Origin of the sequence: Amycolatopsis sp. VC5-11, from assembly GCF_037034185.1 — a bacterium.
Lineage (GTDB): Bacteria > Actinomycetota > Actinomycetes > Mycobacteriales > Pseudonocardiaceae > Amycolatopsis > Amycolatopsis nivea.
This window is the reverse complement of the sequence record NZ_JBAGKF010000030.1, coordinates 19,887-45,926: the sequence shown is the minus strand read 5'-3', so window position 1 is coordinate 45,926 and position 26,040 is coordinate 19,887. Positions and strand designations below refer to the sequence as shown.

General features: G+C 67.9%; 28 protein-coding genes. 15 read left to right on the top strand and 13 right to left on the bottom strand.

Annotated elements, in window-relative coordinates; translation table 11 throughout:
• Positions 1 to 184 precede the first annotated feature (184 nt).
• The 4 genes from WA670_RS43035 to WA670_RS43020 all read left to right on the top strand — a co-directional run bounded on the left by WA670_RS43035 (position 185) and on the right by WA670_RS43020 (position 3,606).
• Complete coding sequence (locus tag WA670_RS43035; RefSeq protein ID WP_336161917.1) at positions 185 to 1,138, top strand: hypothetical protein; 954 nt, start codon at positions 185 to 187, stop codon at positions 1,136 to 1,138.
• A gap of 148 nt (positions 1,139 to 1,286) precedes the next feature.
• Positions 1,287 to 1,529 carry a helix-turn-helix transcriptional regulator gene (locus tag WA670_RS43030; RefSeq protein ID WP_037819875.1) on the top strand — a complete coding sequence of 81 codons (243 nt, stop codon included), beginning with the start codon at positions 1,287 to 1,289 and terminating at the stop codon, positions 1,527 to 1,529.
• 2 nt (positions 1,530 to 1,531) lie between these two features.
• A complete protein-coding gene (locus WA670_RS43025) occupies positions 1,532 to 2,431 on the top strand; it encodes an ABC transporter ATP-binding protein (protein WP_336161928.1) in 900 nt (299 codons plus the stop codon).
• Positions 2,428 to 3,606 (top strand): ABC transporter permease, encoded by a 1,179-nt coding sequence (locus tag WA670_RS43020; protein WP_336161916.1) that lies wholly within the window; start codon positions 2,428 to 2,430, stop codon positions 3,604 to 3,606. The genes WA670_RS43025 and WA670_RS43020 overlap by 4 nt, the downstream gene beginning before the upstream one ends.
• 59 nt (positions 3,607 to 3,665) lie before the next feature.
• Here the strand turns inward: WA670_RS43020 and WA670_RS43015 are convergent, their stop codons facing one another.
• Entirely contained in the window at positions 3,666 to 4,268 is a 603-nt protein-coding gene (locus tag WA670_RS43015; protein ID WP_336161914.1) for a class I SAM-dependent methyltransferase, read from the bottom strand.
• A gap of 37 nt (positions 4,269 to 4,305) precedes the next feature.
• On the opposite strand from WA670_RS43015, the gene WA670_RS43010 reads away from it, so the two are divergent.
• A complete protein-coding gene (locus tag WA670_RS43010) occupies positions 4,306 to 4,743 on the top strand; it encodes a MerR family transcriptional regulator (RefSeq protein ID WP_336161912.1) in 438 nt (145 codons plus the stop codon).
• On the opposite strand, the gene WA670_RS43005 is transcribed toward WA670_RS43010, so the two are convergent.
• The 4 genes from WA670_RS43005 to WA670_RS42990 all read right to left on the bottom strand — a co-directional run bounded on the left by WA670_RS43005 (position 4,730) and on the right by WA670_RS42990 (position 9,244).
• Complete coding sequence (locus WA670_RS43005) at positions 4,730 to 6,088, bottom strand: cryptochrome/photolyase family protein (RefSeq protein ID WP_336161911.1); 1,359 nt, start codon at positions 6,086 to 6,088, stop codon at positions 4,730 to 4,732. The genes WA670_RS43010 and WA670_RS43005 overlap by 14 nt on opposite strands.
• Before the next feature lie 63 nt (positions 6,089 to 6,151).
• Positions 6,152 to 7,468 (bottom strand): citrate synthase, encoded by a 1,317-nt coding sequence (locus WA670_RS43000; RefSeq protein ID WP_009083788.1) that lies wholly within the window; start codon positions 7,466 to 7,468, stop codon positions 6,152 to 6,154.
• A 191-nt stretch (positions 7,469 to 7,659) separates the two neighbouring features.
• Positions 7,660 to 8,601, bottom strand: a complete 942-nt coding sequence (locus WA670_RS42995; RefSeq protein WP_037819887.1) for a carbohydrate kinase family protein — start codon at positions 8,599 to 8,601, stop codon at positions 7,660 to 7,662.
• A gap of 55 nt (positions 8,602 to 8,656) precedes the next feature.
• Positions 8,657 to 9,244 carry a TetR/AcrR family transcriptional regulator gene (locus WA670_RS42990; RefSeq protein ID WP_037369544.1) on the bottom strand — a complete coding sequence of 196 codons (588 nt, stop codon included), beginning with the start codon at positions 9,242 to 9,244 and terminating at the stop codon, positions 8,657 to 8,659.
• 102 nt (positions 9,245 to 9,346) lie between these two features.
• Here WA670_RS42990 and WA670_RS42985 point away from each other — a divergent pair, with 102 nt between their 5' ends.
• Positions 9,347 to 10,492 (top strand): acyl-CoA dehydrogenase family protein, encoded by a 1,146-nt coding sequence (locus WA670_RS42985; protein WP_336161908.1) that lies wholly within the window; start codon positions 9,347 to 9,349, stop codon positions 10,490 to 10,492.
• On the opposite strand, the gene WA670_RS42980 is transcribed toward WA670_RS42985, so the two are convergent.
• Positions 10,489 to 10,851: a winged helix-turn-helix transcriptional regulator gene (locus tag WA670_RS42980; protein WP_134665347.1), complete on the bottom strand. Its 363-nt coding sequence runs from the start codon at positions 10,849 to 10,851 to the stop codon at positions 10,489 to 10,491. The two genes, WA670_RS42985 and WA670_RS42980, sit on opposite strands and share 4 nt — an antisense overlap.
• A 67-nt stretch (positions 10,852 to 10,918) precedes the next feature.
• On the opposite strand from WA670_RS42980, the gene WA670_RS42975 reads away from it, so the two are divergent.
• Entirely contained in the window at positions 10,919 to 11,743 is an 825-nt protein-coding gene (locus WA670_RS42975) for an NmrA family NAD(P)-binding protein (RefSeq protein WP_336161906.1), read from the top strand.
• A 5-nt stretch (positions 11,744 to 11,748) separates the two neighbouring features.
• Positions 11,749 to 12,324, top strand: a complete 576-nt coding sequence (locus WA670_RS42970; RefSeq protein WP_336161905.1) for a Uma2 family endonuclease — start codon at positions 11,749 to 11,751, stop codon at positions 12,322 to 12,324.
• 29 nt (positions 12,325 to 12,353) lie between these two features.
• Here WA670_RS42970 and WA670_RS42965 read toward each other — a convergent pair whose 3' ends face one another.
• From WA670_RS42965 to WA670_RS42955, 3 genes are read right to left on the bottom strand one after another with little or no spacing between them, the layout of a single operon-like run.
• Positions 12,354 to 13,574, bottom strand: coding sequence for an amidohydrolase (locus tag WA670_RS42965; RefSeq protein WP_134665353.1), 1,221 nt, complete (start codon positions 13,572 to 13,574; stop codon positions 12,354 to 12,356).
• A 20-nt stretch (positions 13,575 to 13,594) separates the two neighbouring features.
• Positions 13,595 to 14,098 carry a GNAT family N-acetyltransferase gene (locus WA670_RS42960; protein ID WP_238604091.1) on the bottom strand — a complete coding sequence of 168 codons (504 nt, stop codon included), beginning with the start codon at positions 14,096 to 14,098 and terminating at the stop codon, positions 13,595 to 13,597.
• Complete coding sequence (locus tag WA670_RS42955) at positions 14,065 to 14,970, bottom strand: aldose 1-epimerase family protein (protein ID WP_336161901.1); 906 nt, start codon at positions 14,968 to 14,970, stop codon at positions 14,065 to 14,067. The genes WA670_RS42960 and WA670_RS42955 overlap by 34 nt, the downstream gene beginning before the upstream one ends.
• An 88-nt stretch (positions 14,971 to 15,058) precedes the next feature.
• Between WA670_RS42955 and WA670_RS42950 the strand changes: the two genes are divergently transcribed.
• The 4 genes from WA670_RS42950 to WA670_RS42935 are packed head-to-tail and all read left to right on the top strand — an operon-like array spanning position 15,059 to position 18,055.
• Positions 15,059 to 15,634, top strand: a complete 576-nt coding sequence (locus WA670_RS42950; RefSeq protein ID WP_336161899.1) for a TetR/AcrR family transcriptional regulator — start codon at positions 15,059 to 15,061, stop codon at positions 15,632 to 15,634.
• Positions 15,634 to 16,449: an MBL fold metallo-hydrolase gene (locus WA670_RS42945; protein ID WP_037819909.1), complete on the top strand. Its 816-nt coding sequence runs from the start codon at positions 15,634 to 15,636 to the stop codon at positions 16,447 to 16,449. Before WA670_RS42950 ends, WA670_RS42945 begins: the two co-directional genes overlap by 1 nt.
• Positions 16,446 to 17,294: an MBL fold metallo-hydrolase gene (locus WA670_RS42940; RefSeq protein ID WP_037819911.1), complete on the top strand. Its 849-nt coding sequence runs from the start codon at positions 16,446 to 16,448 to the stop codon at positions 17,292 to 17,294. The genes WA670_RS42945 and WA670_RS42940 overlap by 4 nt, the downstream gene beginning before the upstream one ends.
• 8 nt (positions 17,295 to 17,302) lie before the next feature.
• On the top strand, positions 17,303 to 18,055 hold the full coding sequence (locus WA670_RS42935; protein WP_037819914.1) for an MBL fold metallo-hydrolase: 753 nt from the start codon (positions 17,303 to 17,305) through the stop codon (positions 18,053 to 18,055).
• Here the strand turns inward: WA670_RS42935 and WA670_RS42930 are convergent.
• Positions 18,042 to 18,767, bottom strand: coding sequence for an SDR family oxidoreductase (locus WA670_RS42930; RefSeq protein WP_336161896.1), 726 nt, complete (start codon positions 18,765 to 18,767; stop codon positions 18,042 to 18,044). The genes WA670_RS42935 and WA670_RS42930 overlap by 14 nt on opposite strands.
• An 87-nt stretch (positions 18,768 to 18,854) precedes the next feature.
• Between WA670_RS42930 and WA670_RS42925 the strand changes: the two genes are divergently transcribed.
• Positions 18,855 to 19,418: a TetR family transcriptional regulator gene (locus WA670_RS42925; RefSeq protein WP_336161894.1), complete on the top strand. Its 564-nt coding sequence runs from the start codon at positions 18,855 to 18,857 to the stop codon at positions 19,416 to 19,418.
• Here the strand turns inward: WA670_RS42925 and WA670_RS42920 are convergent, their stop codons facing one another.
• Together WA670_RS42920 and WA670_RS42915 are read right to left on the bottom strand one after the other, a co-directional pair.
• Positions 19,419 to 20,849, bottom strand: coding sequence for an amino acid permease (locus WA670_RS42920; protein ID WP_336161893.1), 1,431 nt, complete (start codon positions 20,847 to 20,849; stop codon positions 19,419 to 19,421).
• Between the two features lie 9 nt (positions 20,850 to 20,858).
• On the bottom strand, positions 20,859 to 22,001 hold the full coding sequence (locus WA670_RS42915) for an aminotransferase class V-fold PLP-dependent enzyme (RefSeq protein WP_238604085.1): 1,143 nt from the start codon (positions 21,999 to 22,001) through the stop codon (positions 20,859 to 20,861).
• 243 nt (positions 22,002 to 22,244) lie between these two features.
• On the opposite strand from WA670_RS42915, the gene WA670_RS42910 reads away from it, so the two are divergent.
• Both WA670_RS42910 and WA670_RS42905 read left to right on the top strand, forming a co-directional pair.
• Entirely contained in the window at positions 22,245 to 23,042 is a 798-nt protein-coding gene (locus tag WA670_RS42910; RefSeq protein ID WP_051729778.1) for a cyclase family protein, read from the top strand.
• Positions 23,039 to 24,667 (top strand): thiamine pyrophosphate-binding protein, encoded by a 1,629-nt coding sequence (locus WA670_RS42905; protein ID WP_037819925.1) that lies wholly within the window; start codon positions 23,039 to 23,041, stop codon positions 24,665 to 24,667. Before WA670_RS42910 ends, WA670_RS42905 begins: the two co-directional genes overlap by 4 nt.
• Here WA670_RS42905 and WA670_RS42900 read toward each other — a convergent pair.
• Positions 24,627 to 26,000, bottom strand: a complete 1,374-nt coding sequence (locus WA670_RS42900; RefSeq protein WP_051729779.1) for an APC family permease — start codon at positions 25,998 to 26,000, stop codon at positions 24,627 to 24,629. The genes WA670_RS42905 and WA670_RS42900 overlap by 41 nt on opposite strands.
• Positions 26,001 to 26,040 lie beyond the last annotated feature (40 nt).

Here is a 26,040-nt window from a genome sequence, read left to right as displayed (position 1 = left end):
GCAGCCCCAATGTGGCATTGGGTGCGTCAGATGCACCGAACGCCACATTGGGTGCGTCGCATGCACCCAATGCCACATTGGGGCCAGCAACCCGACCGGGTGGTTGTCGCGGTATTCACGCACGAGGGGACCGCTCGCGCGCGTTTTACTCGCGCATTTCTCGATGACCGCACAATCTGGACGGATGCGCAAAGGAAACTGGGAGCGGCACCCGGTGCTGCACGAAGCCGCGGGGAAGGTCGTCCGAACCGCCGAGCTTGAGGAACTGGGCATGTCCAGGAGCAGCATTTATCGTCGCTGTCTCCCCGGCGGTCCCTGGCGACGGATCTTGCCAGGTGTCGTGCTGCTGCTCCCGTGCGAGCCGGATTCAGCACAGCAGATGGAAGCAGCGTTGTTGCGAGGCGGCCCTGGCTCGATGGTGACAGGCATGTGGGCGGCACGGATGCACGGGCTCAGCCGAGTCCCCGAACCCGACCAGATTCACCTGCTGCTTCCGGACAGACGGGAAGTAAGCAGCGTGGGCTTCATGCTCGTGGAACGCACAACTCGACTTCCCCACCCCGTCGTCAGGAACGGGGTGCCGGTAGCGCCCGCGTACCGCGCGGTGCTGGACGCAGTCAGGCGAATCCGCGATTTCGATGCCGTCCGAGCGCTCTTGGCCGAGTCTGTCCAACGACGGCGTTGCACGTTAGAGCAGCTGACTCGCGAGCTAAGCCGTGGAAGCCAGCGCGGGTCTGCGCTGCCACGCCGCGCACTGACCGCGCTTCTAGCAGGTACGCAGTCTGTCGCGGAGGCCGATGCTTGGGAAATCTGGAAAGCGACCGGCCTGCCCGAAGCCGAGTGGAACGTCGTAGTCACTACCGACGCGGGCGAGTTCGTCGCCAGACCCGATGCATGGTGGGACGACGTGGCATTCGCCTGGGAGATCGACTCACGAGCCTGGCACGAGAAATGGGACGACTACTCCGCCACCCTCGAGAGGAATGCGCGCTACGCAGCGTCGGGCATTGTCGTTCTCCAGACGCTTCCGATCAGGTTGCGCACCGAACCAGCCCAGGTAGCGGCAGAGCTCCGCGCCGCGCACGAAGCCGCGGCACGCCGCCCACGTCCATCCGTGATCCGCCATCACGCGGCCTGACCGGCAAGCGCCCCAATGTGGCATTGGGTGCGTCAGATGCACCGAACGCCACATTGGGTGCGTCCCATGCACCCAATGCCACATTGGGGCGGACAACTACCGGCAAGGCAGCTTGACGGGTCGTTGGGTTTTTGCAACAGTGCGGTCCATGAGCCCGGTGCGGCGTGGCAAGGTGCTGCCGATCCACAACCGGCTGGCGGGGTTGCGTGCGGAGCGCGGGATGAGCCGGGCGGAGCTCGCCGGGGCGGTCGAGGTCAATCCGCAGACGATCGGGGCGCTGGAGCGCGGGGACCATTATCCCAGTCTCGACCTGGCGTTGCGCATCTGCGCGGTGTTCGACCTGCCGGTGGAGGCCGTGTTCAGCCGTGCGCCGCTGGAGGGGGACGCGTGACGCTGGAGATCGACCGGATCAGCAAGCGGTTCGGCACGAAAACCGCGCTCGACGGCGTGAGTTTCACCGCGGCTCCCGGCGAGTTGTTCGGGTTCGTCGGCAGCAACGGGGCGGGCAAAACCACCACGATGCGGATCGCGCTCGGCGTGCTCGCTGCCGACTCCGGCGAGGTGCGGTTCGCCGGGCGGCCGGTCACGCACGACACCCGCGCGCAGATCGGGTACATGCCCGAAGAGCGCGGTCTGTACCCGAAAATGAAGGTCATCGACCAGCTCGTCTACCTCGCCGAACTGCACGGCCTCAGCACCAACGACGCACACCGCGCGGCCGAGTTGTGGATCGCGCGGCTTGGGCTCGGGCCGCGGCGCAAGGACGACATCCAGAAGCTCAGCCTCGGCAATCAGCAGCGCGTACAGCTCGCCGCCGCGCTGGTGCACGACCCGGCGCTGCTCGTGCTCGACGAGCCGTTTTCCGGCCTCGACCCGCTCGCCGTCGACGTGCTGAGCGGCGTGTTGCGGGAGAAGGCGGCGACGGGCGCGCCGGTGGTGTTTTCCAGCCATCAGCTCGACCTCGTGGAGCGGCTGTGCGACCGGGTCGGCATCATCCGCGACGGCCGGATGGTCGCGGTCGGCACCGTGGACGAGCTGACCCGCGACGCCGCGCGCCGGTTGGTGGTCACCGCGCCCAGTGCCAATCCTGGTTGGGCGACAACGGTTCCCGGTGCCCGCGTCGTCGAGAACCGCGGCAGCACGACGGTGCTGGAGCTGTCGCCGAGTGCCGACGACCAGGCCGTGCTCGCCGCCGCGCTGGCCACTGGCCCGGTGACGGAATTCAGCCACCGCCGCCGTACGCTGGCCGAGCTGTTCCGCGATTCCGTCGCCACGCCGGGAGCACCTCGATGAACCGGATCCGTCCCAACCGCGCGGTGCGGCTGGTGGCCAAACGGGAGCTCAACGCGCGGCTGCGCACCCGGTCCTTTGTGGTCAGCACCGCGGTGATGCTGTTGCTCCTGCTGGGTTACGTCACGCTGCAAGTGTTCCTCGCCCACGACCGGTCGACCACGAAAGTCGCGCTCGCCGGGCAAGCGCAGGGCATCGCCACGCAACTGGAGAACAACGACCGGAACCTCAAGATCGTCCTCGTACAGTCCGAATCGGACGGACTCACCCAGGTCCGCGACGGCGACGTGGACGCGCTCGTGTCCGGCAGCGCCTCCCGGCCGCGGATGACCGTGAAGTCCACTTTGGACTCGAAGCTGCAGACAGCGCTGGACGCCATCGCGCAGCAACAGGTCCTCGACGCTCAGCTGTACTCCGCGAACCTCGACCCCGCCGCCGTGCACCAGGCCGTGTCCGCCACCCACGCCGACATCCAGGCTCTCGAGCCGGCCGATCCGCAAGCCGGGACGAAACTCGTGACCGGGATCGTGGTCGCGATTCTGTTGTACGTCAGCATCATGACGTATGGAATGTTCGTCGCGCAGGGCGTGGTCGAGGAGAAATCCAGCCGCGTGGTGGAGATCCTGCTGGCGACGGTCCGGCCGGTGCATTTGCTGCTGGGCAAGGTCATCGGGCTCGGCTTGGTCGGGTTGACCCAGCTCGCGATCCTCGCCGTGGCGGGTTTGGTGGCCGGCGGCGTTTCCGGAGTGTTCTCGATTTCGAGCGTCGCGTTGGGGACGCTGGGCTGGGGACTCGTCTGGTATCTGCTGGGCTTCCTCCTCTACGCCATGCTCTACGGCGCGGCTGGTGCTCTCGTGTCCCGCCAGGAGGACACGCAGGCTGTGGTCGGGCCGGTGAATATCGCGCTGGTCATCGGGTTTGTCGCGGGGATCAACCTGCTGACGCAAGCACCGCAGGGGGCGGCGACACGGATCGTGTCGCTGATTCCGTTGCTGTCGCCGGTTCTGATGCCCGCCCGGATCGCGCTCGGCACGGTCGAGGCTTGGGAAATCGCGCTGTCGCTGGTGCTGACTGTCGCGCTGATCGCGGTGGTCACCTGGGTGGGGGCGCGCGTCTACCGGAATGGGGTACTTCGCGTGGGCAGCCGGGTGCGGTTGGTTGACGCGTTGCGCCGTTAGGACCGGTGGACAGTCCCGCGGCCAAGGAGTCCCGGATGAGTTCGATCCGGCGGACGTGCTCAGTCAGACACTGCCAGTACGCACACGACTGGCGGATCCAAGCCGAGCATTTCGGTGCGGAGCCGGGAAAAGCCAGCCTCCTCGACCACCGCAGCCGAGGTGACACCAGGCTGCCGTGGTTGAGATACCAGCGCAATGCGCCCGCCAGGACGCAACAACCGGGCCAGTTCTCGCAGCCGGGCAACCGGCTCCGGCCACATGCCCAGCGTGTTGACGGCCAACGCGGCGTCGAACGGCCCTTCGCCGAACGCCAGATTCTCGACCGAAGCGCACACCAAACGCACCCGCCCGGCCCGGACCGCCGACCGGTTTCGGTGCCGTGCTTGCCGAATCATCACCGACGAGTGGTCGACGCCGACCACCAGCGCCGCCCGGTCCGCCAGTGCGGCAACGGCCACGCCCGGACCACAGCCGAGTTCGAGAACCCGTTCGGACGGCTGGATGTCGAGCAACCGCACCGCCCAGCGATTACGCGTCACATTCGACGACCGCCGCCCCATGATCAATCCGGCAACGTGTCCCGGAACTCCGGTTGGCTGGTGGAACTGCGCGATCCCGCCACGCGGGCCCCACCAGCGCAGAGCGCGCTCCAAAACATTCATGGGGCGAGCGAACCACTTCGAGTACGCTTGAAGTCAAATGACTGCGACCCTGTCCATCGGCGAACTGGCCGAGCGCACCGGCGTGCCGACGAGCGCGCTGCGTTACTACGACGAACTCGGTCTCGTACGCCCGGCGGAACGGGAAGCGGGCCGGCGGCGTTACGCCGAGTCCGCGGTCAAGGACGTCGGCGTGCTGCTGTTCTTCCAGGAAATCGGCTTCACGCTGTCCGAAATCGGCCGTTTCCTCACCGGAGAACAGCCGAGCCGCCAGGAAATGATCGACGGCAAACTCGCCGAACTGGCCGAGCAGCAACGCCGCATCGAGATCGCCCAAGCCGCGCTCGAACACGGACGGCACTGTCCGGCCAGCGATCCGCTGAAGTGCCCGCGGTTCTGGACGATCATCGAGGAACGGCAACGCGGCCTGTCGCTGGCGGAAAGCCACGAACGGGCACACGACACTAAGACCCCGTAATCGCCCCGTACCGCTGCAACGCGACCTGCCGCTCCTCCGCGTGGTCCACGATCGGCTCCGGATACCCCTCCGGCCGCTCCTTCAGCACGTGCACCGCTTTCCCTTCCACGCCACGCAATTCCGGCACATACCGGCGCACGTAATCGCCCTGCGGGTCGAATTTCTGGCCCTGCGTGGTCGGATTGAAGATCCGGAAGTACGGTGCGGCGTCCGTCCCGGAACCGGCGACCCATTGCCAGTTCAGCTGATTCGACGCCAGATCGCCGTCCACCAGATGTTTCATGAAGTGCCGCGCGCCCCACCACCACGGCAGATGCAGGTCCTTCACCAGGAAACTCGCCACGATCATCCGGACCCGGTTGTGCATCCAGCCCTCGGCCAGCAGCTGCCGCATTCCGGCGTCGACGATCGGGTAGCCGGTCCGGCCTTCGCACCACAGCGCGAACATCTCCCGCGCGGTTTTCCCGGTGTCGTAACGCATTCCGTCGAACCGCCGGTCGTAGTTCTGCCGCGCGGTTTCCGGTCGGTTCCACAGGACGTCGGCGTGGAACTCGCGCCAGCACAGTTCGGACCGCAACGCCTGCGCGCCCTCGGAGCGTTTCCCGGCCAGGTCGGCCAGCATCGTCCGCGGATGGATCGCACCCCAGCGCAGGTAGGGCGAAAGCCTGGTGGTGCCAGCATGATCCGGACGATCGCGTTCGGTCGCGTAATCCGCGAGACCGTCGGAAAGGAACTCCTGCCACACCGCCAACGCGGCGTCCTCCCCCGCCGTCGGAAGCTCGCACTCCACCTCCGGAGTTTCCGGCAAAGGATCTGAGGAAGAAGGCTTGACCCAGTCCACAATAGACACATCGGTCTCCGCCGGACGAGGCCAGCCGTGCTGCGCCCAAGCGCGATAGAACGGAGTGAACACCCGATACGGGGTACCGTCCGGTTTCGTGACCCGCCCCGGCGTCACGGCATACGGAGAACCCGTCGGCACCCACTGAATTCGATGCTCTGCCAAGGCTTCAGCCACGGCACCGTCACGCTCGCGTCCGTATGGTGCGGTATCCGCGGAGACGTGCACCGCTGCCGCCCGGATCTCCCGTGCCGCGGCCACGACCTCCCGAACCGGATCGCCGCAGCGCACCATCAGTCGGCCGGACAACGCTTTGTCCAGCTCCCGCAAGGAATTCAGCAGGAACGCGACCCGAGGCGAACCGGCCGGCTTGAGGAGCCGGTCGTCGAGCACGTACAGCGCCAGAATGTGCTTGCTGTGCTTGGCCGCCTCGAACAGCGCGGCGTGGTCCCGCAACCGGAGATCCCGGCGGAACCACAGCACGACCGGCGCTTCCATCGTCATGTCGCACAACGATAAACGCCCCGCCGCGCAACAGCACGGCGGGGCGTTTCACCAAGCAGCGGCTCAGCGCTCCGACATCGGGGTGTAGTCCCGGGAGGCGTAGCCGGTGTAGATCTGGCGCGGGCGGCCGATCTTCGTCTGCGGGTCGTTGATCATCTCGCGCCAGTGCGCGATCCAGCCGGGGAGCCGGCCGAGCGCGAACAGCACGGTGAAGAACTTCGTCGGGAACCCGAGCGCGCGGTAGATCAGACCGGTGTAGAAGTCCACGTTCGGGTACAGCTTGCGCTCGACGAAGTAGTCGTCGGAAAGGGCGGTTTCCTCGAGCTTCTTGGCGATGTCGAGCAGCTGGTCGCCGCCCTTGAGCTTGCCGAGGATCTCGTCCGCGGTGTTCTTGATGATCTTCGCGCGCGGGTCGTAGTTCTTGTAGACCCGGTGCCCGAAGCCCATGAGCTTGACACCTTTTTCCTTGTTCTTCACGCGGTTGACGAACGTCGCGACATCGCCGCCGTCGTCGCGGATGCCCTCGAGCATCTCCAGCACCGCCGCGTTCGCACCGCCGTGCAGCGGGCCGAACAGCGCGTTGATGCCCGCCGAGATGCTGGCGAACAGGTTCGCCTCGGACGAGCCGACGAGCCGCACCGTGGAGGTGGAGCAGTTCTGCTCGTGGTCGGCGTGCAGGATGAACAGCAGGTCGAGCGCCTTCGCGACGTCCGGGTCGACCTCGTACGGCTCGGCCGGGAAGCCGAACGTCATCCGCAGGAAGTTCTCGACCAGGCCCAGCGAGTTGTCCGGGTACAGCAGCGGCTGGCCGACGGACTTCTTGTACGCGTACGCCGCGAGCGTCGGCACCTTCGCCAGCAGGCGGATGGTGGACAGCTCGACGTTGGGCTCGTCGAACGGGTTCAGCGAGTCCTGGTAGAAGGTCGACAGCGCGGAAACGGCGCTGGACAGCACCGGCATCGGGTGCGCGTCGCGCGGGAAGCCGGAGAAGAACGCCTTGAGGTCCTCGTGCAGCAGGGTGTGCCGCTGGATCCGCTCGGTGAAGTCGGCCAGCTGGGCCTCGGTCGGCAGCTCGCCGTAGATGAGCAGGTAGGACACCTCGATGAAGGTGGACTTCTCCGCCAGCTGCTCGATCGGGTAGCCGCGGTAGCGCAGGATGCCCGCATCACCGTCGATGTAGGTGATGGCCGACGACGCGGCGCCGGTGTTGACGAACCCGGGGTCGTAGGTGATGTACCCCGTCTGCGCCAGCAGCTTTCCCAGCTCGATCCCCGGCGCGCCCTCGACCGGGTTGACGACCTTGAACTCGTGCTCGCCACTCGGCAGGCGCAGCGTCGCGGTTTCGCCGCCGGACTGCCCCGCATTCGTCGCGTCGGACATGCAGGTCCCTCTCACGTTGGGCACGGGACGGCGGCGCCTGCAAGGTTCCGCAGTAGCCACGTGTTCACGCGAGGAAACACGCGCCTCGCTGCACACCGCCCCGCTGGGTATGAATTCACCACTACGCTAGTCGAAGGGTGGGTCAGTCCGCACTCGCTGCGTTGCCCCAAAAGGCCCCATTGGGACCAGGTTCACACGGTGGCCGCCATATCCGCGGCGGTCGGCGGCTCCGCTCCGCTGCGGGAGACCGTGATCGACGCCGCTTTCGCCGCATAAGCAAGCGCTTCGGTCCACGCGCCGGCGTCGAGTGCGGCCAGGTCGCGCACGGTGCGCTCGTGCAGCCAGGCGAGCAACGCGCCCTGCACGGTGTCGCCGGCGCCGATCGTGTCCGCGACCTCGACCTTGCGGGACGGAACGTGTGCCAGCTCACCAGCCGAAGTGATCACAGACAAGCCGTCCGCGCCCCGGGTGAGCACGACGGCGTCCACACCGGACTCCACCCACGTTTTCGCGGCGGCCACCGGGTCGGCCCCCTCGGCGAGCCACGCGGCGTCGTCGTCAGAGATTTTCAACAGCCGCACGTCGGGCAGCCACGAGGCGAAGCGCGCGCGATAGGCCGCCGGGTCGGCGATGAGCGCCTCCCGGATGTTCGGGTCGAGCACGGTCAGGGTCCCACGCGCGGATTCGCGGCGCAGAATCTGCTCGTACGCGCTCGCGCCGGGTTCGAGCACCATGCCGAGCGTTCCGAGCGACAGCGCGGTGGTTTCTTCCGGCAGCGCACCGGGATCGGAAACCAGCCGATCGGCGGTTCCCTCGACGTAGAAGGTGTATTGCGCGGCGCCGCGTTCGTCGAGCGCGACGACGGCGAGCGTCGTCGGCTCGTTGCCGCGCTGCAGCAAGGAAGTGTCGACGTTCGAAGCGGTAAGGCGATTCGCCAACGCGACGCCGAACCGGTCGGTGGAAATCCGGGACAGGAACGACGCGGGAACGCCGAGCCGGGCCGCGGCGAGCGCGACGTTGTATGGACCACCGCCGAGCCGGGGCAGCAGCGCGCGCAGCCCACCGTCCACAGTGGAATCCAACGGTTCGCCAGGAACGAGGTCGACCAGCGCCTCTCCACCCACCACGATCACAAGCGGCGAGTGTAGAGGAACGGACGCTGACAATTCCTGTCCCGATGCGGACAAATCAGTTCTTGTCGAGCCCGCCGAGCAGAAGTTCGCCGAGCGCGGTGAAAGCTTCCGCGTCGGACACGTCGGTGCGCCTGCCGAGCACGCCGGTCTGAATGCCCTCGATGATCAGTCCGGTCATTTCGGCCACGAGCCGCGCGTGCACGTCGCGGAACACTCCGTCGGCGACGCCCTTGTCGATGAACGCGCGGATCCGGCGCGCGGCGGCGCGGCTGTTGAGCTGATAGGTGTCGCGGGCGGGCGCGAAGGCGGCGATGTCGGCCATGAACTCCGGCGACGCCCGGTTCAGGTGCTCGGAGACGCCGGAGAGGTACTCGCCGATCAGCTCGCGCGCGTCGTCGATGCCCGCGATCCGCTTTTCCAGGCGTTCGGCGGCGTCGCGGAAGAAGTGCGCGACGACTTTGACCGCGAGCTGCTCCTTGCTCGGCGCGAGCGCGTACAGCGTCGATTTCGAGCAGCGGAGCCGGGCGGCCAGGTCGTCGAGCGTGAAGCCGGCGAAGCCCTCCGCCAGGAACAACGCCTCGAGCTCGCGCAGCAGCGCCTGCTGCCGCGCGGTGGGCCGGCGACGGGCTTCAGGGGTGGACATCACGTCACTATCTCCTACCGATCAGGGACAGCCCCGCTCCGCATACGGTACTCTAAATCATCCGTCAGTACTGTTTTCAGTACCGCCGCCTGGGAGGAAGCCATGCCGGTCGACCGTCTGCTGCCGACGCCGGAGTCCGAAGACCTGCTCGCACTCGTCACGGAAATCGCCCGTGACGAGCTGAAACCGCGCGCCGCGGCCGACGAGGAGGCCGAGAAGTTCCCGCGCGACCTGTTCACCCTGATGGGCAAGTCCGGGCTGCTGGGCCTGCCGTACCCGGAGCGCTGGGGCGGCGCCGAGCAGCCGTACGAGGTCTACCTGCAGGCGCTCGAGGAGATCGCCGCCGCGTGGATGAGCGTGGGCGTCGGGCTGTCGGTGCACACGATGTCCTGCTACGCGCTCGCGCACTACGGCACGGAAGAACAGCAGGACCGCTGGATGCCGGACATGCTGGGCGGCTCGCTGCTCGGCGCGTACGCCCTATCGGAAACGCACGCCGGCTCGGACGCGGCCGCGCTGTCCACCCGCGCGCGGCTTTCCGAGGACGAGTACGTCGTCAACGGCACGAAAGCGTGGATCACCCACGCCGGAGTGGCGGACTTCTACACCACGATGGTCCGCACGAGCGACGACGGCGGGCACGGCATCTCGTGCCTCCTGGTCGACTCGTCGACTCCGGGCCTGTCGGCTGCTCCGCGCGAACGGAAAATGGGCCTCACCGGGTCCCCGACGGCGCAGATGCTGTTCGAGGACGCCCGGGTCCCGGCCGACCGGCTGATCGGCGGCGAGGGTGCCGGCCTGAAGATCGCGCTGTCGTCGCTCAGCTCGGGACGGCTCGGGATCGCCGCGTGCGCGGTGGGCCTGGCGCAGGCGGCCCTGGACGAGGCCGTGGAGTACGCGAAGGGCCGCACACAGTTCGGCCGCCCGATCGCGGATTTCCAGGGCTTGGAGTTCCTGCTGGCGGACATGGCGGCGACGGTCGAGTCGGCCCGCGCGACCTACCTGGACGCCGCTCGCCGCCGCGACCGCGGCCTGGACTTCCAGCGGCAGTCGTCGATCGCGAAGCTGGTGGCGACGGACGGCGCGATGAAGGTGACGACGGACGCGGTGCAGGTCCTCGGCGGTGCCGGGTACACGCGGGACTTCCCGGTGGAGCGGTACATGCGGGAGGCGAAAGTGCCGCAGATCTTCGAGGGGACGAACCAGATCCAGCGGATGGTGATCGCGCGTTCTCTGAAGAACGCCTAGTCTTTCCTGTCGTCATAAGCCGCGCGGGCCGCCTGAACGCGGCCCGCGTTGGCTTTCGACCAGTCGGCGATCGCGCCGGTCAAGGCCCCGACGTCCCGGCCCAGATCGGTCAGCGCGTACTCCACCCGCGGCGGGATCGTCGGGTAAATCGTGCGCGTGACCATTCCGTCGCGTTCAAGGTTGCGCAACACCTGGGTGAGCGATTTCTGTGTCACGCCTTCGACGCCGCGGCGCAGCTCGGTGAACCGCAGCGGGCGTTCGTACTGGCGGAGCAGGCCGAGGACGTAGAGCGTCCACTTGTTCGCCAGCACGTCCATCACGGTGCGCGAGGGGCACGCTTTCGCATACTTGGTATCCATTGGGTACCTATGGTTCGTTGAGGTGCCTTCTTCACAAACGATACTGGCGGCGAGCAGTCTTGGTCGCATGATCTTGGTTACCGGTGCTACCGGAAAAATCGGCAGCGAAGTCGTCCGCCTGCTCGGACCTGTCCGGACGCTCGTCCGCACCCCTTCGGGCGGCACCGATGAGGTAGTCGGCGATTTCGACCGGCCGGACACCCTCGACGCGGCACTGCGCGGGGTCGACACGCTCGTGCTGATCGGACCCGCGGTGGCGTCGCAGCTGACGGTGCTCGACCGCGCGGCCGCGAACGGGGTGCGGCACGTCGTGCGGGTCACCAACCACAAGGCTGTTGACGATTCGCCAGTCACCCGGCGGCGGGTGCACGCGCGGATTGACGCGCACCTCAAGGCGTCCGGGATGGAGTACACGCTGCTGGCGCCGAACTTCTTTATGCAGAATCTGCTCGCCCTCGCACCGGAGATCGCGGCGACGGGCGGCTTTTCTTCGTCCGTGGGCGATGGCCGGATCGGAATGATCGACGCCCGAGACGTCGCCGCCGCGGCTGCCACGATCGCGACGGCCCCGGCGGAGCATGCCGGGCGGACGTATCTGCTGACTGGGCCGGAGTTGGTCACGTTCGCCGACGTGGCCCGGGAGTGGGCTGCGGTTACCGGCCGCCCGGTGGAGTACCGGCGGATTTCGGCTGCGGAGCACCAGGCGGTGATGGAGTCGAACGGGGTGCCGGAGGCGGGGTCGAATGCGCAGGTCTTCGAGCTGCTGGCGGCCGGGGACGGGGCTTGGCTGAGCGACGATTTCGCCGCGGTGACCGGGGGTTCGCCGCGGGGGTTGGGGGCGTTCCTGGCGGACTGTGTTGGCGGAAAGTGTCGTACCCCTCGCTTACCGTGAGCGGCATGGACACCAGGACACTTCCGCGGCAGTTGCTCTCGATCAAGGAATACCTCGCGCTCGGCGAGGTCGAGCCGGGATTCACCGAACTCGTCGAAGGCCGTCTGGTCTTCTCTCCGTCGCCGGGCGCATGGCACAACCACGCGACGTACGCGCTCGCCTTCCAACTGCATGATCAGCTGCCGGACGAGTTTTCCGTGGTGCCACGCGTGGATATCGATCTAGGGCTCGCGCCGGACGGGGCACCAGGTTTTTCCCGGTGCCCCGATCTCCTGGTCACCACGTCGGCCGCGATCGCCCGGACTCCCGAGGAGGACGCACTCCGCGCCGAAGACCTCGTCTTGGTGGTCGAAGTCGCGACGCCGGGGTCGAAACGCACCGACTACGTCACGAAGCACAAGGAGTACTCCGACGCCGGAATCCCGTTCTACTGGATCCTCGACCTCGACGATCCGGTCTCCCTTGTCACCTGCCACCAGGCCGGGGAACTCGGCTATCGGAACTCCCCCGCCGTCACGGGGAAATTCCGCACCGCCGAGCCGTTCCCGTTCGAACTGGACCTCGCCGCACTGCTCGATTGAGGCGGCCGGCCAGGCCGCCTCAACCAACCTCAGCGAGCTTCCCGGTACCGCCGATCCGCCGAAACTCCCTCGCCGGTCGTCTCGTCGAAGTGGTAGACCTCCTGGCCCCGCACGAACACCCGCATCGCGCGGTTCATCACGTCCAGCGGGTCGCCGGACCACAGCACCACGTCCGCGTCCAGGCCGGGGGTCAGGGTGCCGATCCGGTCGTCCAGGCCGAGCATCTGCGCCGGGTGCAGAGTCAGGGCCTTCAGCGCGGTCTCCGGGTCCAGGCCGTCCTTCACCGCCAGTGCGGCTTGGTACACCAGGAAGTTGATGGGGATGACCGGGTGGTCCGTGGTGATCGCGATCTTCACCCCGGCGCGCGCGAGGATGCCGGCCGAGCGCAGGGTGCGGTTGCGCAGTTCCACCTTGGACTTCGTGGTGAAGAGCGGGCCGAGGATCACCGGGATGTCGCGTTCGGCCAGCAGGTCCGCGATCAGGTGGCCTTCGGTGCCGTGGTTGATCACCAGTTTGTAGCCGAATTCGTCGGCCAGCCGGATCGCGGTCACCATGTCGTCGGCGCGGTGCACGTGCTGGTCCCAGTACAGCTCGCCGTCGAGGACCTTCGCCAGGGTTTCGTTCGTCAGGTCCGTTTCGAACGGTTTGCCCTCGGACCGCGTGTGCTCGCGCTTTTCCTGGTAGTTGCGGGCCTTCGTGAACGCCTCGCGCAGGATCGCGGCCACCCCGAGCCTGGTCGAGGGCGTGACCTTCTTCTCCCCGTAAACCCGCTTCGGGTTCTCGCCCAGCGCGCTCTTCACGCTCACCTGCTCGGCGAACACCATGTCCAGAATGGACCGGCCCCACGTCTTCACGCCGATGGTCTGCCCGCCGATCGGGTTGCCCGACCCCGGCTTGATCACCACGCTCGTGACGCCGCCCGCCAGCGCGTCGTCGAAGCCCGGTTCGTACGGGTCGATCCCGTCGATCGCACGGAAGCGGGCGCCGTTCGGGTCGGTCATTTCGTTGGTGTCGTTGCCCGCCCAGCCCTCGCCGTCCTCGTGGACGCCGAGGTGCGCGTGCGCGTCGATGAATCCCGGCAAGACCCAGCTGCCGGACGCGTCCACCAGTTCCGCGTCCTCCGGCACCTCGACGTCGGCCTCAGCCCCGACGTGGGTGATCCGGCCGTCTTCGATGAGCACAGTGCCGCCCTCGATCGGAGCGGCGCCGACGGGGACCACATAGCCCCCGACAATCGCCTTGTAAGCCATAGTTTGACACGCTAACGAACTCACCCGGGTTCGCGCATCCGGGGTTTTTCCAGGTGCACCAACTGATAGTCCGCCTCCGGCGACCGATGCGTCTCGCGGTAACCGAGCTTTCGGTACAAATAGAGCGGCCCGGCCGAACGTTCGCCGGTGAACAGCCGGAACACCGTCACCTCCGCCGGGGTCGCCTCCTCCGCGGCCGCCAGCAGCGCGGTGCCGAGTCCCTCGCCCTGACGATCCGGCGCCACCACGAGCCTGCCGATCTCGCCGACCGGGCCGGCCACTCGCATCCGCACGCTCGCCACCAGCCTGCCGCCGTCGCGGAATCCCCAGACCGTGATCGACGGGTCCGCGATGGCCGCGCGCACGTCGTCGAGGGTGTCCAGCAACGGCGGCAGGTCGAAGTTCTGGTGCGCCCGCGCCTCGGTGAGGTACGCGGCCTGCTGCAAGGTCAGCAGCTCGCCCGCGGCGGCCTCGGGCAGCAGTTCGAGTTTCACGGGACCCGGATCCCCCAGCTGCCCGTCCACGACGTGGCCGGTTCCAGTTCGATCAGGTCGGTGCCGGTGTTGAGCGCGTCCGCCGGGCAGGTCATCGGCTCGATCGCGACCGCGCGGCCGCGGCCGACCAGGTCGTCCGGCGTGAACACCTGCACCCAGCGGAAGTCCGGACCGGTCCAGACCACCAGCTGGCGGTCGCCGTGGGACAGCACGTAGTGGTGGGTGCCGTCCGCGGCCAGTTCCAGCCCGCCGAACGCGGTGTCCAGGTCGACGCCTTCGAGCAGCTTGCCCTGCCGGAAGTCGTATTCGGTGCCCTCGACGTCCTGCTCGTCCGCGTACGGCATCTGCTGATCGCCCTCGTACGGCCGGACGCGCGTGGCGGGCAGCGTGAGGGTCAGCTCGTCGGTCGGCGCGTCGCCGATCCGGAAGTACGGGTGGGTGCCGACGCCGACGCCGATCGGCTTCTCCCCCTCGTTGCGGATTTCGTGGGTGATCACGAGCTCGCGCGGCTGCAGGTCGTAGGTGATCGTCGCGCGCAGCGGCACCGGCCAGCCCGGCTGGACCTCGACGTCGATGGCGAGCGTGATCGACGTTTCGGCGTGCTCCAGCAGCTCCCACTCCTGGTGCCGGGTCAGGCCGTGGATGGCGTTGCCGCGCGCTTCCTCGGTGATCTCCAGCTGCTGCTCTTCACCCTCGAACTCCCACTTGCCGCCCTTGGTCCGGTTCGGCCACGGCAGCAGCACCTGGCCGAGTCCCTTCGGCGGCTTCTCGTCCTCGGCGAACGTCTCGACATACGGCACTCCGCTGATCTCGAACGCGCGCAGTCCGGCACCGATCTCGGTGATGACGGCGCGCGCGTTGCCGCGGGTGATCTCGAACTGTTCTCCGGTGGGGTTCGCCATGGCGCTGAGATTACCGATCGGCCGCGCCGCGCGGGCACGCCTCGAAACTAACTAGACCGGTCGTCATAGTTTGAGCTACGGTAGGCGCATGGTCAACCGCACCGACACGCGCCGCCGGATGCTCGAATCGGCGGCTGAGCTGTTTCGCACCCAGGGCTACCACGCCACCGGGATGACCCAGCTCGTGTCCGAAAGCCGGGCCCCGAAGGGCTCGCTGTACTTCCATTTCCCCGGCGGCAAGGAACAGCTGGCCGCCGAGGCGGTGCAGCTTTCCGGGGAGCGGCTGGCCGGGCAGTTCCGCGAAATCACCGCTGGCGCACCGGATCCGGCCACTGCCATCGATCTCATCGTCACCGCACTCGCCACCTCACTGTCCGAATCGGACTATCGCTGCGGCTGTCCCATCGCGACTGTCGCGTTGGAAGCCGCCGACAGCGAGCCGATCCGTGCCGCCTGCGACCAGGGTTACGAAGGCTGGCTGCGGGATATCTCCGCCTACTTCACCTCGCACGGCCTCGCCGAGGACCGTGCCGTTTCGCTGGCGACGATCGTGCTGTCCGCGATCGAAGGCGCGCTGCTGCTCGCGCGCACTCGGCGGGATACCGCGCCTCTGCAGGCCGTCGCCGCTCACCTGCACACCACCGTCGAAAGGGAGTTCGCCTAATGCGCGTACACCACTTCAACTGCGGCACCATGCGTCCGATCGGCGGCAAGCTGGTCGACGGAAAACCCGGGCTGCTGCGCCGCGCCACCCTCGTGTGCCACTGCATGCTGGTCGAAACCGGCACCGGACTGACGCTCATCGAGACCGGAATGGGTTCGCCCACCGTCACCGACGCCGCGCGCTGGCTCGGTCCGCGCTTCCTGCGCACGTCGAATCCGATGACGGACGAAAACGAAACCGCGCTGAGCCGCATCCGCGCACTGGGCTTCGACCCGGCCGACGTCCGCGACATCGTCCTCACCCACCTCGACCTCGACCACGCCGGCGGGCTCGTCGACTTCCCGCAGGCGCGCGTGCACGTCTACGGCAAGGAACTCGACGCCTACCGCGCCGGAAACCCGCGGTACCGCGACGTCCAGTTCCGGCACGGTCCACAGTGGAAGTCCTATTCGGACGCCGGCGACAGCTGGTTCGGCCTCGACGCGGTCCGCGAGCTGGACGGGGTCGAGGGCGTCGCGCTCGTGCCGCTCGCCGGGCACACCGCGGGACACGCCGGGGTGGCCGTCGACACCGGGTCCGGCTGGGTGCTCAACGCGGGTGATTCTTATTTCTTCCACCGGGAGATCGACGCCGAGCCCTATTGCCCGCCCGGATTGGCTATGTTCGAACGGCGGGTCCAGACGCTGCCCGGGCCCCGGCGCGAGAACCAGCGCCGGTTGCGCGAGCTGCGCCGGGACCACGCCGACGAGGTGACCGTGTTCGCCTCGCACGACCTGACCGATTTCGTCCGGCTCAGCGAGAGGAGCACGGTATGAAGGTGCACCACCTCAACTGCGGCACGATGCGTCCGCTCGGCGGCAAGGCGCTCGACGGCCGCCCCGGGATGCTGCGGCGCAGCACGATCGTGGCGCACTGCCTGCTCGTGGAGACCGCCGACGCGCTCGTGCTGGTCGACACCGGGTTCGGCACTCGCGGGGTCACCGAATCGCGGCGCTGGCTCGGCGGTCCGTTCATGGCGATGGTCGGGGCGAAGCCGACCATGGAGGAAACCGCCGTGGCGCAGATCCGCGCGCTGGGCCACGATCCCGCCGACGTCCGGCACATCGTGATGACCCACCTCGACGTCGACCACGCCGGCGGGCTCGCCGATTTCCCCGACGCCACCGTGCATGTCCGCACCACCGAACGCCGCGCGGCGGACAACCCGAAGAGCTTCCCGGAGAAAACGCGGTACCGGGCCGAGCAATTCGCGCACAGTCCACTGTGGAGCACCTACGACGAGGCCGGCGAAAACTGGTTCGGCTTCGACGCGGTGCGGCCGCTGCGCGGTCTGCCGCCGGAAATCCTGCTCGTCCCGCTGCCCGGGCACACGCACGGACACTCCGGCGTCGCGGTCGACACCGGCGACGGCTGGCTCCTGCACGCCGGCGACGCGTACTTCTTCCACGGCGAAGTCGCCCCGGTCAGCCCGCACTGCCCGCCCGGCATGCGTGCGTTCGAGGTGCTGAACCAGATGGACGGCTCCGCTCGCCGCGCCAACCTCGCCCGGCTGCAGACCCTCGCCCGCGAACACCAGGACGAGGTCTCGGTGTTCAGCGCGCACAGCCCGGTCGAGTTCCAGGCGCTGCGCCGGAATACCGCGCAACCCTCCGCGAGTTGAGTACCCGCATGACGCGCATCCGGTACGTCGGCGGCCCGACCGCCCTCATCGAGTACGGCGGGACCCGCCTGCTCACCGATCCCACCTTCGACGGCCCCGGCGATTACCCGATCGGTGCCCGGAAGCTGGCGAAAACCGCTGGTCCCGCGGTCACCGCGGCGGAGGTCGGCGAGGTGGCCGCGGTGCTGCTTTCGCACGACCACCACCCGGACAACCTGGACGCGGCGGGGCGGGAGTACGCCCTCGCCGCCCCGCTCGTCCTGTCCACCGCCTCGGCGAGGGAGCGGATCGGCGACCCCGTTCGGGCGCTGGCGAACTGGGAGTCGTACGACCTCGGCGGCGTCCGCGTCACCGGAGTGCCCGCGCAGCACGGGCCCGACGGCAGCGAGCATCTCGTCGGCGAGGTCACCGGTTTCGTGCTCGAAAGCGAGGGCCAGCCGACCGTTTACGTCAGCGGGGACAACGCTTCCCTCGACGTGGTGCGGCAGATCGCCGAGCGCTTCGAGCGGATCGACATAGCCGTCCTGTTCGCCGGCGGAGCACAAACTCCCCTGGTCGGCGACGCGTACCTCACGCTGCCCAGTAACGACGCGGCTGAGGCGGCCCGGATCCTGAACGCGCGTCAGGTCGTCCCGCTGCACTTCGAACATTGGGCGCATTTCACCCAGGGCCCGGACACCCTCCGACCGGCTTTCGCGCAGGCCGGGCTCGAAGAGTGGCTGCATCTGCTCAAGCCGGGAGAACAGGTCAGCTTCCAGTAAGCACGAACCCGCCGTCGACGGTGATCACCGCACCGGTGACGAAACGGTTTTCCATCAGGTACACGTTGGTCGCCGCGACCTGCTCCGCCTCGCCGACCGATTTGGTCAGCGTTCGTTCCGTGAACGCGGCGACCATCGCGTCCAGCTGCGGTTGCGGAAGGCCGTCCCACATCGGCGTGTGGACCGGCCCCGGGCGAACGGTGTTGACCCGCACCGGGGCCAGGTCGACGGCGAGACCGCGCGCCAGCCCCTCGACCGCGCCGACGGAACCGGCCGCGAGCGCCGCGCCGGGTGTCGGACGGACGCCGATGATCCCGGACGTCAGCACGATCGAACCGCCCGGGCGGATCCGCGGCGCGGCGTGCTTCACCGCGCTGACGACGCCCCAGAAACGGACGTAAAACAGGCTCTGCACGGTCTCGAGAGGCAACTCTGTCCAAGGCCGCTGATCCAGCGTGTCGCCCGCGGTGTACACGAGATGGTCCAGCGCGCCGACGTGCTCGAACAGGGCCGCGACATTCGCTTCGTCGCGTACGTCGGTGACGAATCCTTCGCAGGTATCCGGCAATTCGGCGAGCGCCGCGTCCAGCCGTTCCTTGCCGCTCGCCGCGATCGTGACGGCCGCGCCCGCTTCCGCGGCGGCCCGAACGGTCGCCAATCCCATTCCCGAGCTGCCGCCGATGACGACAACCCGCTGGTCAAGCAAAGACATGAGGGGTCCTTCCGGAGAGTGATGACACAGTGAGACATCAACAGTAGCAGTGATGACCCACTGTGTCATCACTGCTAAGATGGCGGCATGCCGCGCTGGGATCCCGAAGCCAAGGAGCGGCTCCGCGCGGCCGCGCTGGAGCTGTTCGCCGAGCACGGCTACGACAACGCCACGGTCACGCAGATCACCGAGCGCGCCGGGCTGACCCGTCGGACGTTCTCGCGCTACTTCGCCGACAAACGCGACGTGCTGTTCGCCGGGTCGGAGCGGCTCCCGGACGCGATGGCCGACGCGGTCCGACGCGCCGACCCTGCCCTGCCGCCGTTCCAGGCGGTATTGGCCGCGATGGTCGACGCTGGCGATTTGTTCGCGGGCCTGGTTTCGCATGCCGCGCAACGCCGGGCGATCGTCGCGTCCAGCCCGGAGCTGCAGGAACGCGAGCGGACGAAACTCGCGGCTGTCACCGCCGCGGTCGTCGAAGCACTGCAGGAACGCGGGGCGACCGAATCGAGCGCGAAGATGCTCGCGCAGGTCGGTATCGCGATCTTTCAAACCGCGTTCGAGCGATGGACCGAACAGCCCGAGGGCCCAAATTTTGCCGAACAGGCGCGGAAGGCGGCCGACGAACTCGCCGCCCACCTCACCCCGTGATCAGGCTTTCTCGCGTACCAGCGTCGAATCTTCCAATTCCACTTCCGCGGCCTGCTTCGTCCGTCCGGTCATTCGCAGCACCAGGTAGGCCACCACGAGCAGGACGAAGAACGGGATCCCGAACTTCCACGCCGGGTCGAGACCTTCGATCCAGAACGTCGAAATCAGTACGGTGGCAAGGAAAGCGATCACCACGACGTTCACCACCGGCGCACCCCACAACCGCACTGGCGACGGCGGCAGCCCGGCGCGGCGACGGCGGATCCGGAACGCCAGGTGCGTCACCAGAATGATCATCCACACCACGAGCGCGGCGAAGATCGAGATGCCGAACAGCACGAGATACGCGTTGGAATCGGAATTCTTGGACAGTATGGTCGCGATCACCAGACCGGCGGTGGACAGCACGAGCGCGTTGCGCGGCACTCCAGAACGCGTCAGCCGTCCGGCCCAGGCCGGGGCGAATCGGTGCTCGGCAAGGGAATGCAGCATGCGCGTGGTGAGATAAAGGTTGGTGTTCGCGCTCGACAACGCGGCGGTCAGGACTACGAAGTTCATGATCGTTGCCGCCGCCGGAACGCCGGCAGCCTGGAAGACGCGAACAAACGGGCTGGCGGTAATGGATCCGCCTTCGCCGGTGACCGTCCACGGCACCACCAGCACGACGATGAGCATCGCGGCGACGTAGAAGATCGCCAGCCGCACCACCATGGCCCGGGCCGCGCGCGGAATGTCGCGAGTCGGGTTTTCCGATTCGGCCGCGGTCACCGAAACCACCTCGGTGCCGATGTAGCTGAACAGCACGAACACCATGGCCAGCAACAGTCCGGACACGCCGTTCGGCAGGAATCCGCCGCCCGCGTTGAGATTCGCGAGACCGGGCGCGGGTGACTTCGGCAGGCCGAAGAAGACGAGAATCAGACCGAGCGCGACGAACACGAGGATCGCGCACACCTTGATCATCGCGAACCAGTACTCGAACTCGCCGAAAATGTGCACCGCCGCGCCGTTGACGACGATCACCAGCAGCGAGAACACCGCGACCGGCACCCACAGCGGAATCTGCGGCCACCAGAACTGGACGTACACGCCGGCCGCGATCGTCTCGCCGCCGATCGCGATCACTTGCATCGCCCAATACGCCCAGCGCACCACGAATCCGCTGCCCGCGCCGAGATACTTGTGCGCGATGCTGCCGAACGCGCCCGCGGCCGGGTGCACCACCACCATTTCCGCCAGCGCCCAGGAAATCGCCAGCGCGACCAGTCCACAAAGGACGTAGGCGAGCACCACGGCCGGTCCCGCGTGCGAGATCGCCAGGCTCGATCCGAGGAACAGGCCGGTGCCGATGGCCCCGCCGATTCCGATCATCGTCAACTGCCTGCTGCGCAGCCTCCGCTGCAACCGGTTCGGGGACGGGGACTCGGCCATGTCTGCTCCCTACTGGCTCGCCCGGTACTCGGCGATCGCCGCGACGACGGCGTCGAGATCGGACTCGACGTTGTAGTAGTGCAAGGACATCCGCAGCACGTCGCCGCGGGCACTGCACACGATCCGCCGCCCGGCGAGGAACGCCGCCAGCGCGTCGGGATCCCGGTCGGCCAAGGCGACGAGCGGACCGCGCCGCGCGTCGTCCAGCGGGGACCGGAGCTGTTCCCCAGCGTCGAGCAACCGCTGCTGCAGCTGCCCGGTCAACAGTCCAATGTGGTCACGGACCCGGTGCGCGTCCACCTGGTGCACCAGCTTCAGCCCGGCGACCGCGCCGTACGCGGACGGGATCGACGGCGTCCCGGTCTCGAAGCGGCGCGCGTGCTCGGGGTAGTCGAGGTGCCGCGGGTCGAATTCGAACGGGTTCGTGCGGCCGAACCAGCCGGTCAGCGGCGGGGAAACCGCGTCGCGCAAGCCTGGCCGGACGTAGAGGAACGCGATCCCGGAGATGCCGAGCAGGTATTTCAGACTGCCGCTGACGAGGTAGTCGCAGCCGAGTTCGGTCACGTCGACCGGCTCGACGCCGAGCCCCTGATACGCGTCGACAAAGCTCCGTGCGCCGTTTTCCCGGGCCAGTGCGGCGACTTCGCGCACCGGGAACCGCAAACCGTTGGCGTAGCTGACCAACGGAACGGACACCAGTCGCGTCCGCTCGGTGATGAGCGCGGCGTAATCCTCGGTGTCGACCAGCCCGTCGTGGTGCGCGACGAACTGAACGTCCGCGCCGCGCCCCTGCTGAGCGAGCCAAACATGGCCCAGCGAAGGGAATTCGAGGTCGGTCGTGACGATTCCCGGCTGTTCCGACCACGCCTGGGTGGACGCGACCTGGTACGCGCCTTCGGACGCGGACGGAACCACGGCGATGTCGTCCGGGTCCGCACCGATCAGCTGGGCGAACAAGGCCCGCGCCTCGGCGACCTTCGCCATCCACTTGTCCCACGGCGCCCCGTGCTCGCGGATCGTGTGCTGGAACTCGAAAAGCTCCGCGGTCAGCGCGTCCGACAGCGCGCCCTGGCTGCAGCTCGCGAGGTGCACCGAGTCGGCGAAGGCGGGGAAATGCGCCCGGAAAGCGGCTGGGCTGGGCTGGTCGGTCACGACACTCCGTTCCTTGACTGGCGGGCGACCGGTCCGTTCGCCACCGTAACGGCGCGAGCACCGTGCGTCGATGCTCCGTCTGGCTCCAGACGCCCTGGTCGGGGCTCCGCGTTCACTCTGACTGATCTCTGGCAGCTATTCCGTCAGTGCTGCTGAAACCGGTACTGTAGATATGGCCTTCCGCGCTGTCAACGACCGTCAAGGATCCGCAATAGCGCGCCCCGCGACCGAGAGGACGCACCGATGAGCACCCCCGCCGAAACCGGGGTCGACCAGCTCCTGACCCAGCTCGCGCAGGGCCGGCTGCGGATTGTCGACCTCACCAACAAGCTCAGCGCCGCCACGCCGACCTTGCAGTTGCCCGAGCCGTTCGCGAACCTGATCGACTTCAGCCTCGAGTCCGTCAGCGAGTTCGACGATTCCGGACCGCTGTGGCGGCACAACAACATCCACACCGGCGAGCACATCGGCACGCACCTCGACGCGCCGCGGCACTGGATCTCCAACCGCGACGGCGCGGACGTTTCGGAGCTGCCGGTCAGCAGGCTGATCGGCCCCGCGCACGTCCTCGACATCTCCGCGCGCGTCGCCGGCAATCCGGACTTCCTGCTGGAGATCGCCGACATCCAGGCGTGGGAGGGCGAGCACGGACCGTTGCGCGAGGGCGGCTGGCTGCTCGTGCACTCCGGATGGGATCAATACGCTCAGGACCGCGACGCGTTCCTCAACTTCTCCGACGGGGCCAGCCACACGCCCGGCATCTCGGCCGCCGCCGCGAAATGGCTTGCCGAGGAAACGCCGATCGCCGGGTACGGCGTGGAAACTGTCGGCATCGACTCCGGGAACGGCTTCGCGCTCGACCCGCCGATGCCCGCGCACCACCATTTGCTCGGCGCGGACAAGTACGGCATCACTTCCCTGCAGAATCTCGGCTCGCTGCCGCCGACCGGCGCGCTCGTCGTGGTCTGCCCGCTGCCGATCGTCGGCGGGACCGGCAGTCCGGCGCGCGTGCTCGCGGTAACGCCGGGAGTTGAGTCGTGAACGTTGCCCAAGCCGTCGGGATCGCGTTGGCCCGGTTCGGCGTCCGCAAGGCGTTCGGTGTGGTGGGGAGCGGGAATTTCCACTTCACCAACGGCCTGATCCAGGGCGGTGCCGAGTTCGTCGCCGCTCGGCACGAGGGCGGCGCGACCACGATGGCCGACGCCTACGCGCGGTGCAGCGGCGAGGTCGCGGCGGTATCGGTGCACCAGGGCTGCGGGCTGGGCAACGCGACCACCGGCATCGGCGAGGCGGCGAAGAGCCGGACCCCGCTGGTCATCGTCACCGGCGAAGCGACCGATCCGATGTCTAACTTCCACATCGACCAGGACGCGCTCGCTCGATCCGTGGGGGCGAGCAGCATTCTGGTGCGGTCAGCGAAAACCGCGCTGGCCGACGTGCGGCGAGCGTTCACGCAAGCTCGGCGCGACCGGCGCACTGTCCTTTTGCGACTCCCGTTGGAAGTGCAGGCCGAGCCGTTCGATGAAAGCCTCCTCGATGGGCTGACCGCGATCGAGGCACTGCCGCAACCACGCGCCGCTGAGGAGGACGTGAAGGCGCTCGCTTCGCTCCTGCAGCGAGCCGAGCGTCCGGTATTCCTTTGTGGACGGGGTTCCCGGAAAGCCCGGGCCGAACTGGTCGCGCTGGCAGACCGTTGCGGAGCGTTGCTCGCCGAGGGTGCGGTCGCGAAAGGACTGTTCACCGGCGAACCGTGGGCGATCGGGGTGTCCGGCGGGTTTTCGTCGCCGCTGACGACTGAGCTGATTCAGGGCGCGGACGTCGTCGTCGGCTGGGGATCCGCGCTCAATGACTGGACGACCGCACACGGACGGCTGCTTTCGCCGGAAACCACGTTGGTGCAGGTCGATCTGGAGTCCGCCGCGCTGGGCCGGAACCGGCCGGTCGACCTCGGCATCGTCGGCGATGTCGGCGGTACCGCCGCGGCGGTGTCCGAACAGGTCGAAGTCCACAATGGATATCGCAGCGACGAGCTCAAGGACCGGATCGCCCGGGAAATCCGTTGGCGCGACAACGAACACGACGACGCCGGGACCGCCGAGGTCATCGACCCGCGGACGCTGTCCGCCGCGCTGGACGAACTCATTCCGGCCAACCGGGTCGTCGGTGTCGATTCCGGGAACTTCATGGGCTACCCCACGATGTACCTGGACGTCCCGGACGAGAACGGTTTCTGCTTCACCCAGGCGTTCCAGTCGATCGGCCTCGGACTCGCCACCGCGATCGGCGCAGCACTCGCCCAGCCGGACCGCTTCCCGGTCGCAGCGTGCGGCGACGGCGGGTTCCTGATGAGCATCGCCGAACTAGAAACCGTCGTCCGGCTGAAGCTGCCGATGCTCATCGTCGTCTACAACGACCACGCCTACGGTGCCGAGGTGTATTTCTTCGAGCCCGGCGGACATCCGGCCGACACCGTCACCTTCCCGGACACCGACCTCGCCGCCATCGCGCGCGGTTACGGCTGCGACGCGGTCACCGTCCGCGCCAAGGAAGACCTCGACGAGGTCGCGACGCGGGTCGCCGCCGGGCTCGACCGTCCGCTGGTGGTCGACGCGAAGATCGCCGGGTTCAGCGCCTGGTGGCTCCAGGCCGCGATGACGCACCACTGAGCGCCCGCTTCACCAGGAGGTTCACCACCCACAACACGAAGCCGACGGCGAGCAGGATGCCGGCCACCTGGTAATCCTGCGCCGGGCGGCCGGACAGCGGGCTGACCAGGTACAGGCAGAACACCGCGGCCAGCACCGGCACCACCGTGGGCGCGCGGAAATGCTTGTGCGCCACCTTGTCCTTGCGCAGCACCAAAAGCGCGATGTTGACGATGGCGAACACCACCAGCAACAGCAACGCGGTCGTCCCGCCGAGCGCACTGATGTCCACAAAGGACACCAGACCGATGGCGATGACGCTGGTGAAAATGATCGACACCCACGGCGTCCGGCGAGTCGGGTGCACGCGGCCGAACACCGGCGGCAGGACGCGTTCGTTCGCAAGGCCGTACAGCAGACGGCTGGCCATCAGCATGTTGATCAAGGCGGAATTGATCACCGCGAACAGGCCGATGGCGGAGAAGATCTCCCGCGGGAAGCCCGGTGCACCAATGTCGAGCACCCTCAGCAGCGCGTCGCTCTTCGCGCCGGCCAGTTCGGCGGCCGGGACCAGCAGCGAGGACGTCACCGAGACGAGCACGTAGATCGTCGCGGCGATGACCATGCCCCACAGCATCGCGCGCGGGAAAATCCGCACCGGGTCATGGCATTCCTCGGCCATGTTCACCGAGTCCTCGAAACCCACCATCGCGAAGAACGCGAGCGACGTCGCCGAGGAGATGGCGACCAGCCACGTCTTGTCCGCGGTGTCGATCTCGACCAGCCGCGACGGTTCGCCGTTCCCGTTCAGCACCGCCCACACGCCGACGCCGATGATGATCAACAGCCCGGACAATTCGATGCAGGTGAGGACGACGTTGGCCTTCACCGATTCGCCGACGCCGCGGAAGTTGATCAGCGCCAGCAGGAGCACGAACGCGATGCCGACCAGCACCGTCGGCAGCTTCACGAACGCCGCGAGATAGGTCGCGCCGAACGCCACCGCGGCCGACGACGCGGACGTGATCCCGGAACACATCACCGCGAACGCGACCATGAAGGTCAGGAACGGCACCCCGAACGCCTTGTTCGTGTACAGCGCCGCGCCCGCCGCGCGCGGATACTTGCCGACCAGTTCGAGATAGCTGAACGCGGTCATGAAGGCGACCACGAACGCCAGCAGGAACGGCAGCCACAACGCGCCGCCCACGCGTCCGGCCACCTGCCCGGTCAGCGCGTACACGCCGGTGCCGATGATGTCGCCGACCACGAAGAACAGCAGCAGCTTCGGGCCCATGACCCGCAGCAAAGCCGGTTCGGCGACCTTGGATGTGCCCTCGCTCACGTCCGTCATGGGCGATTAGTGTGCCTTGTCCGGACGCTTACGGGAAGTC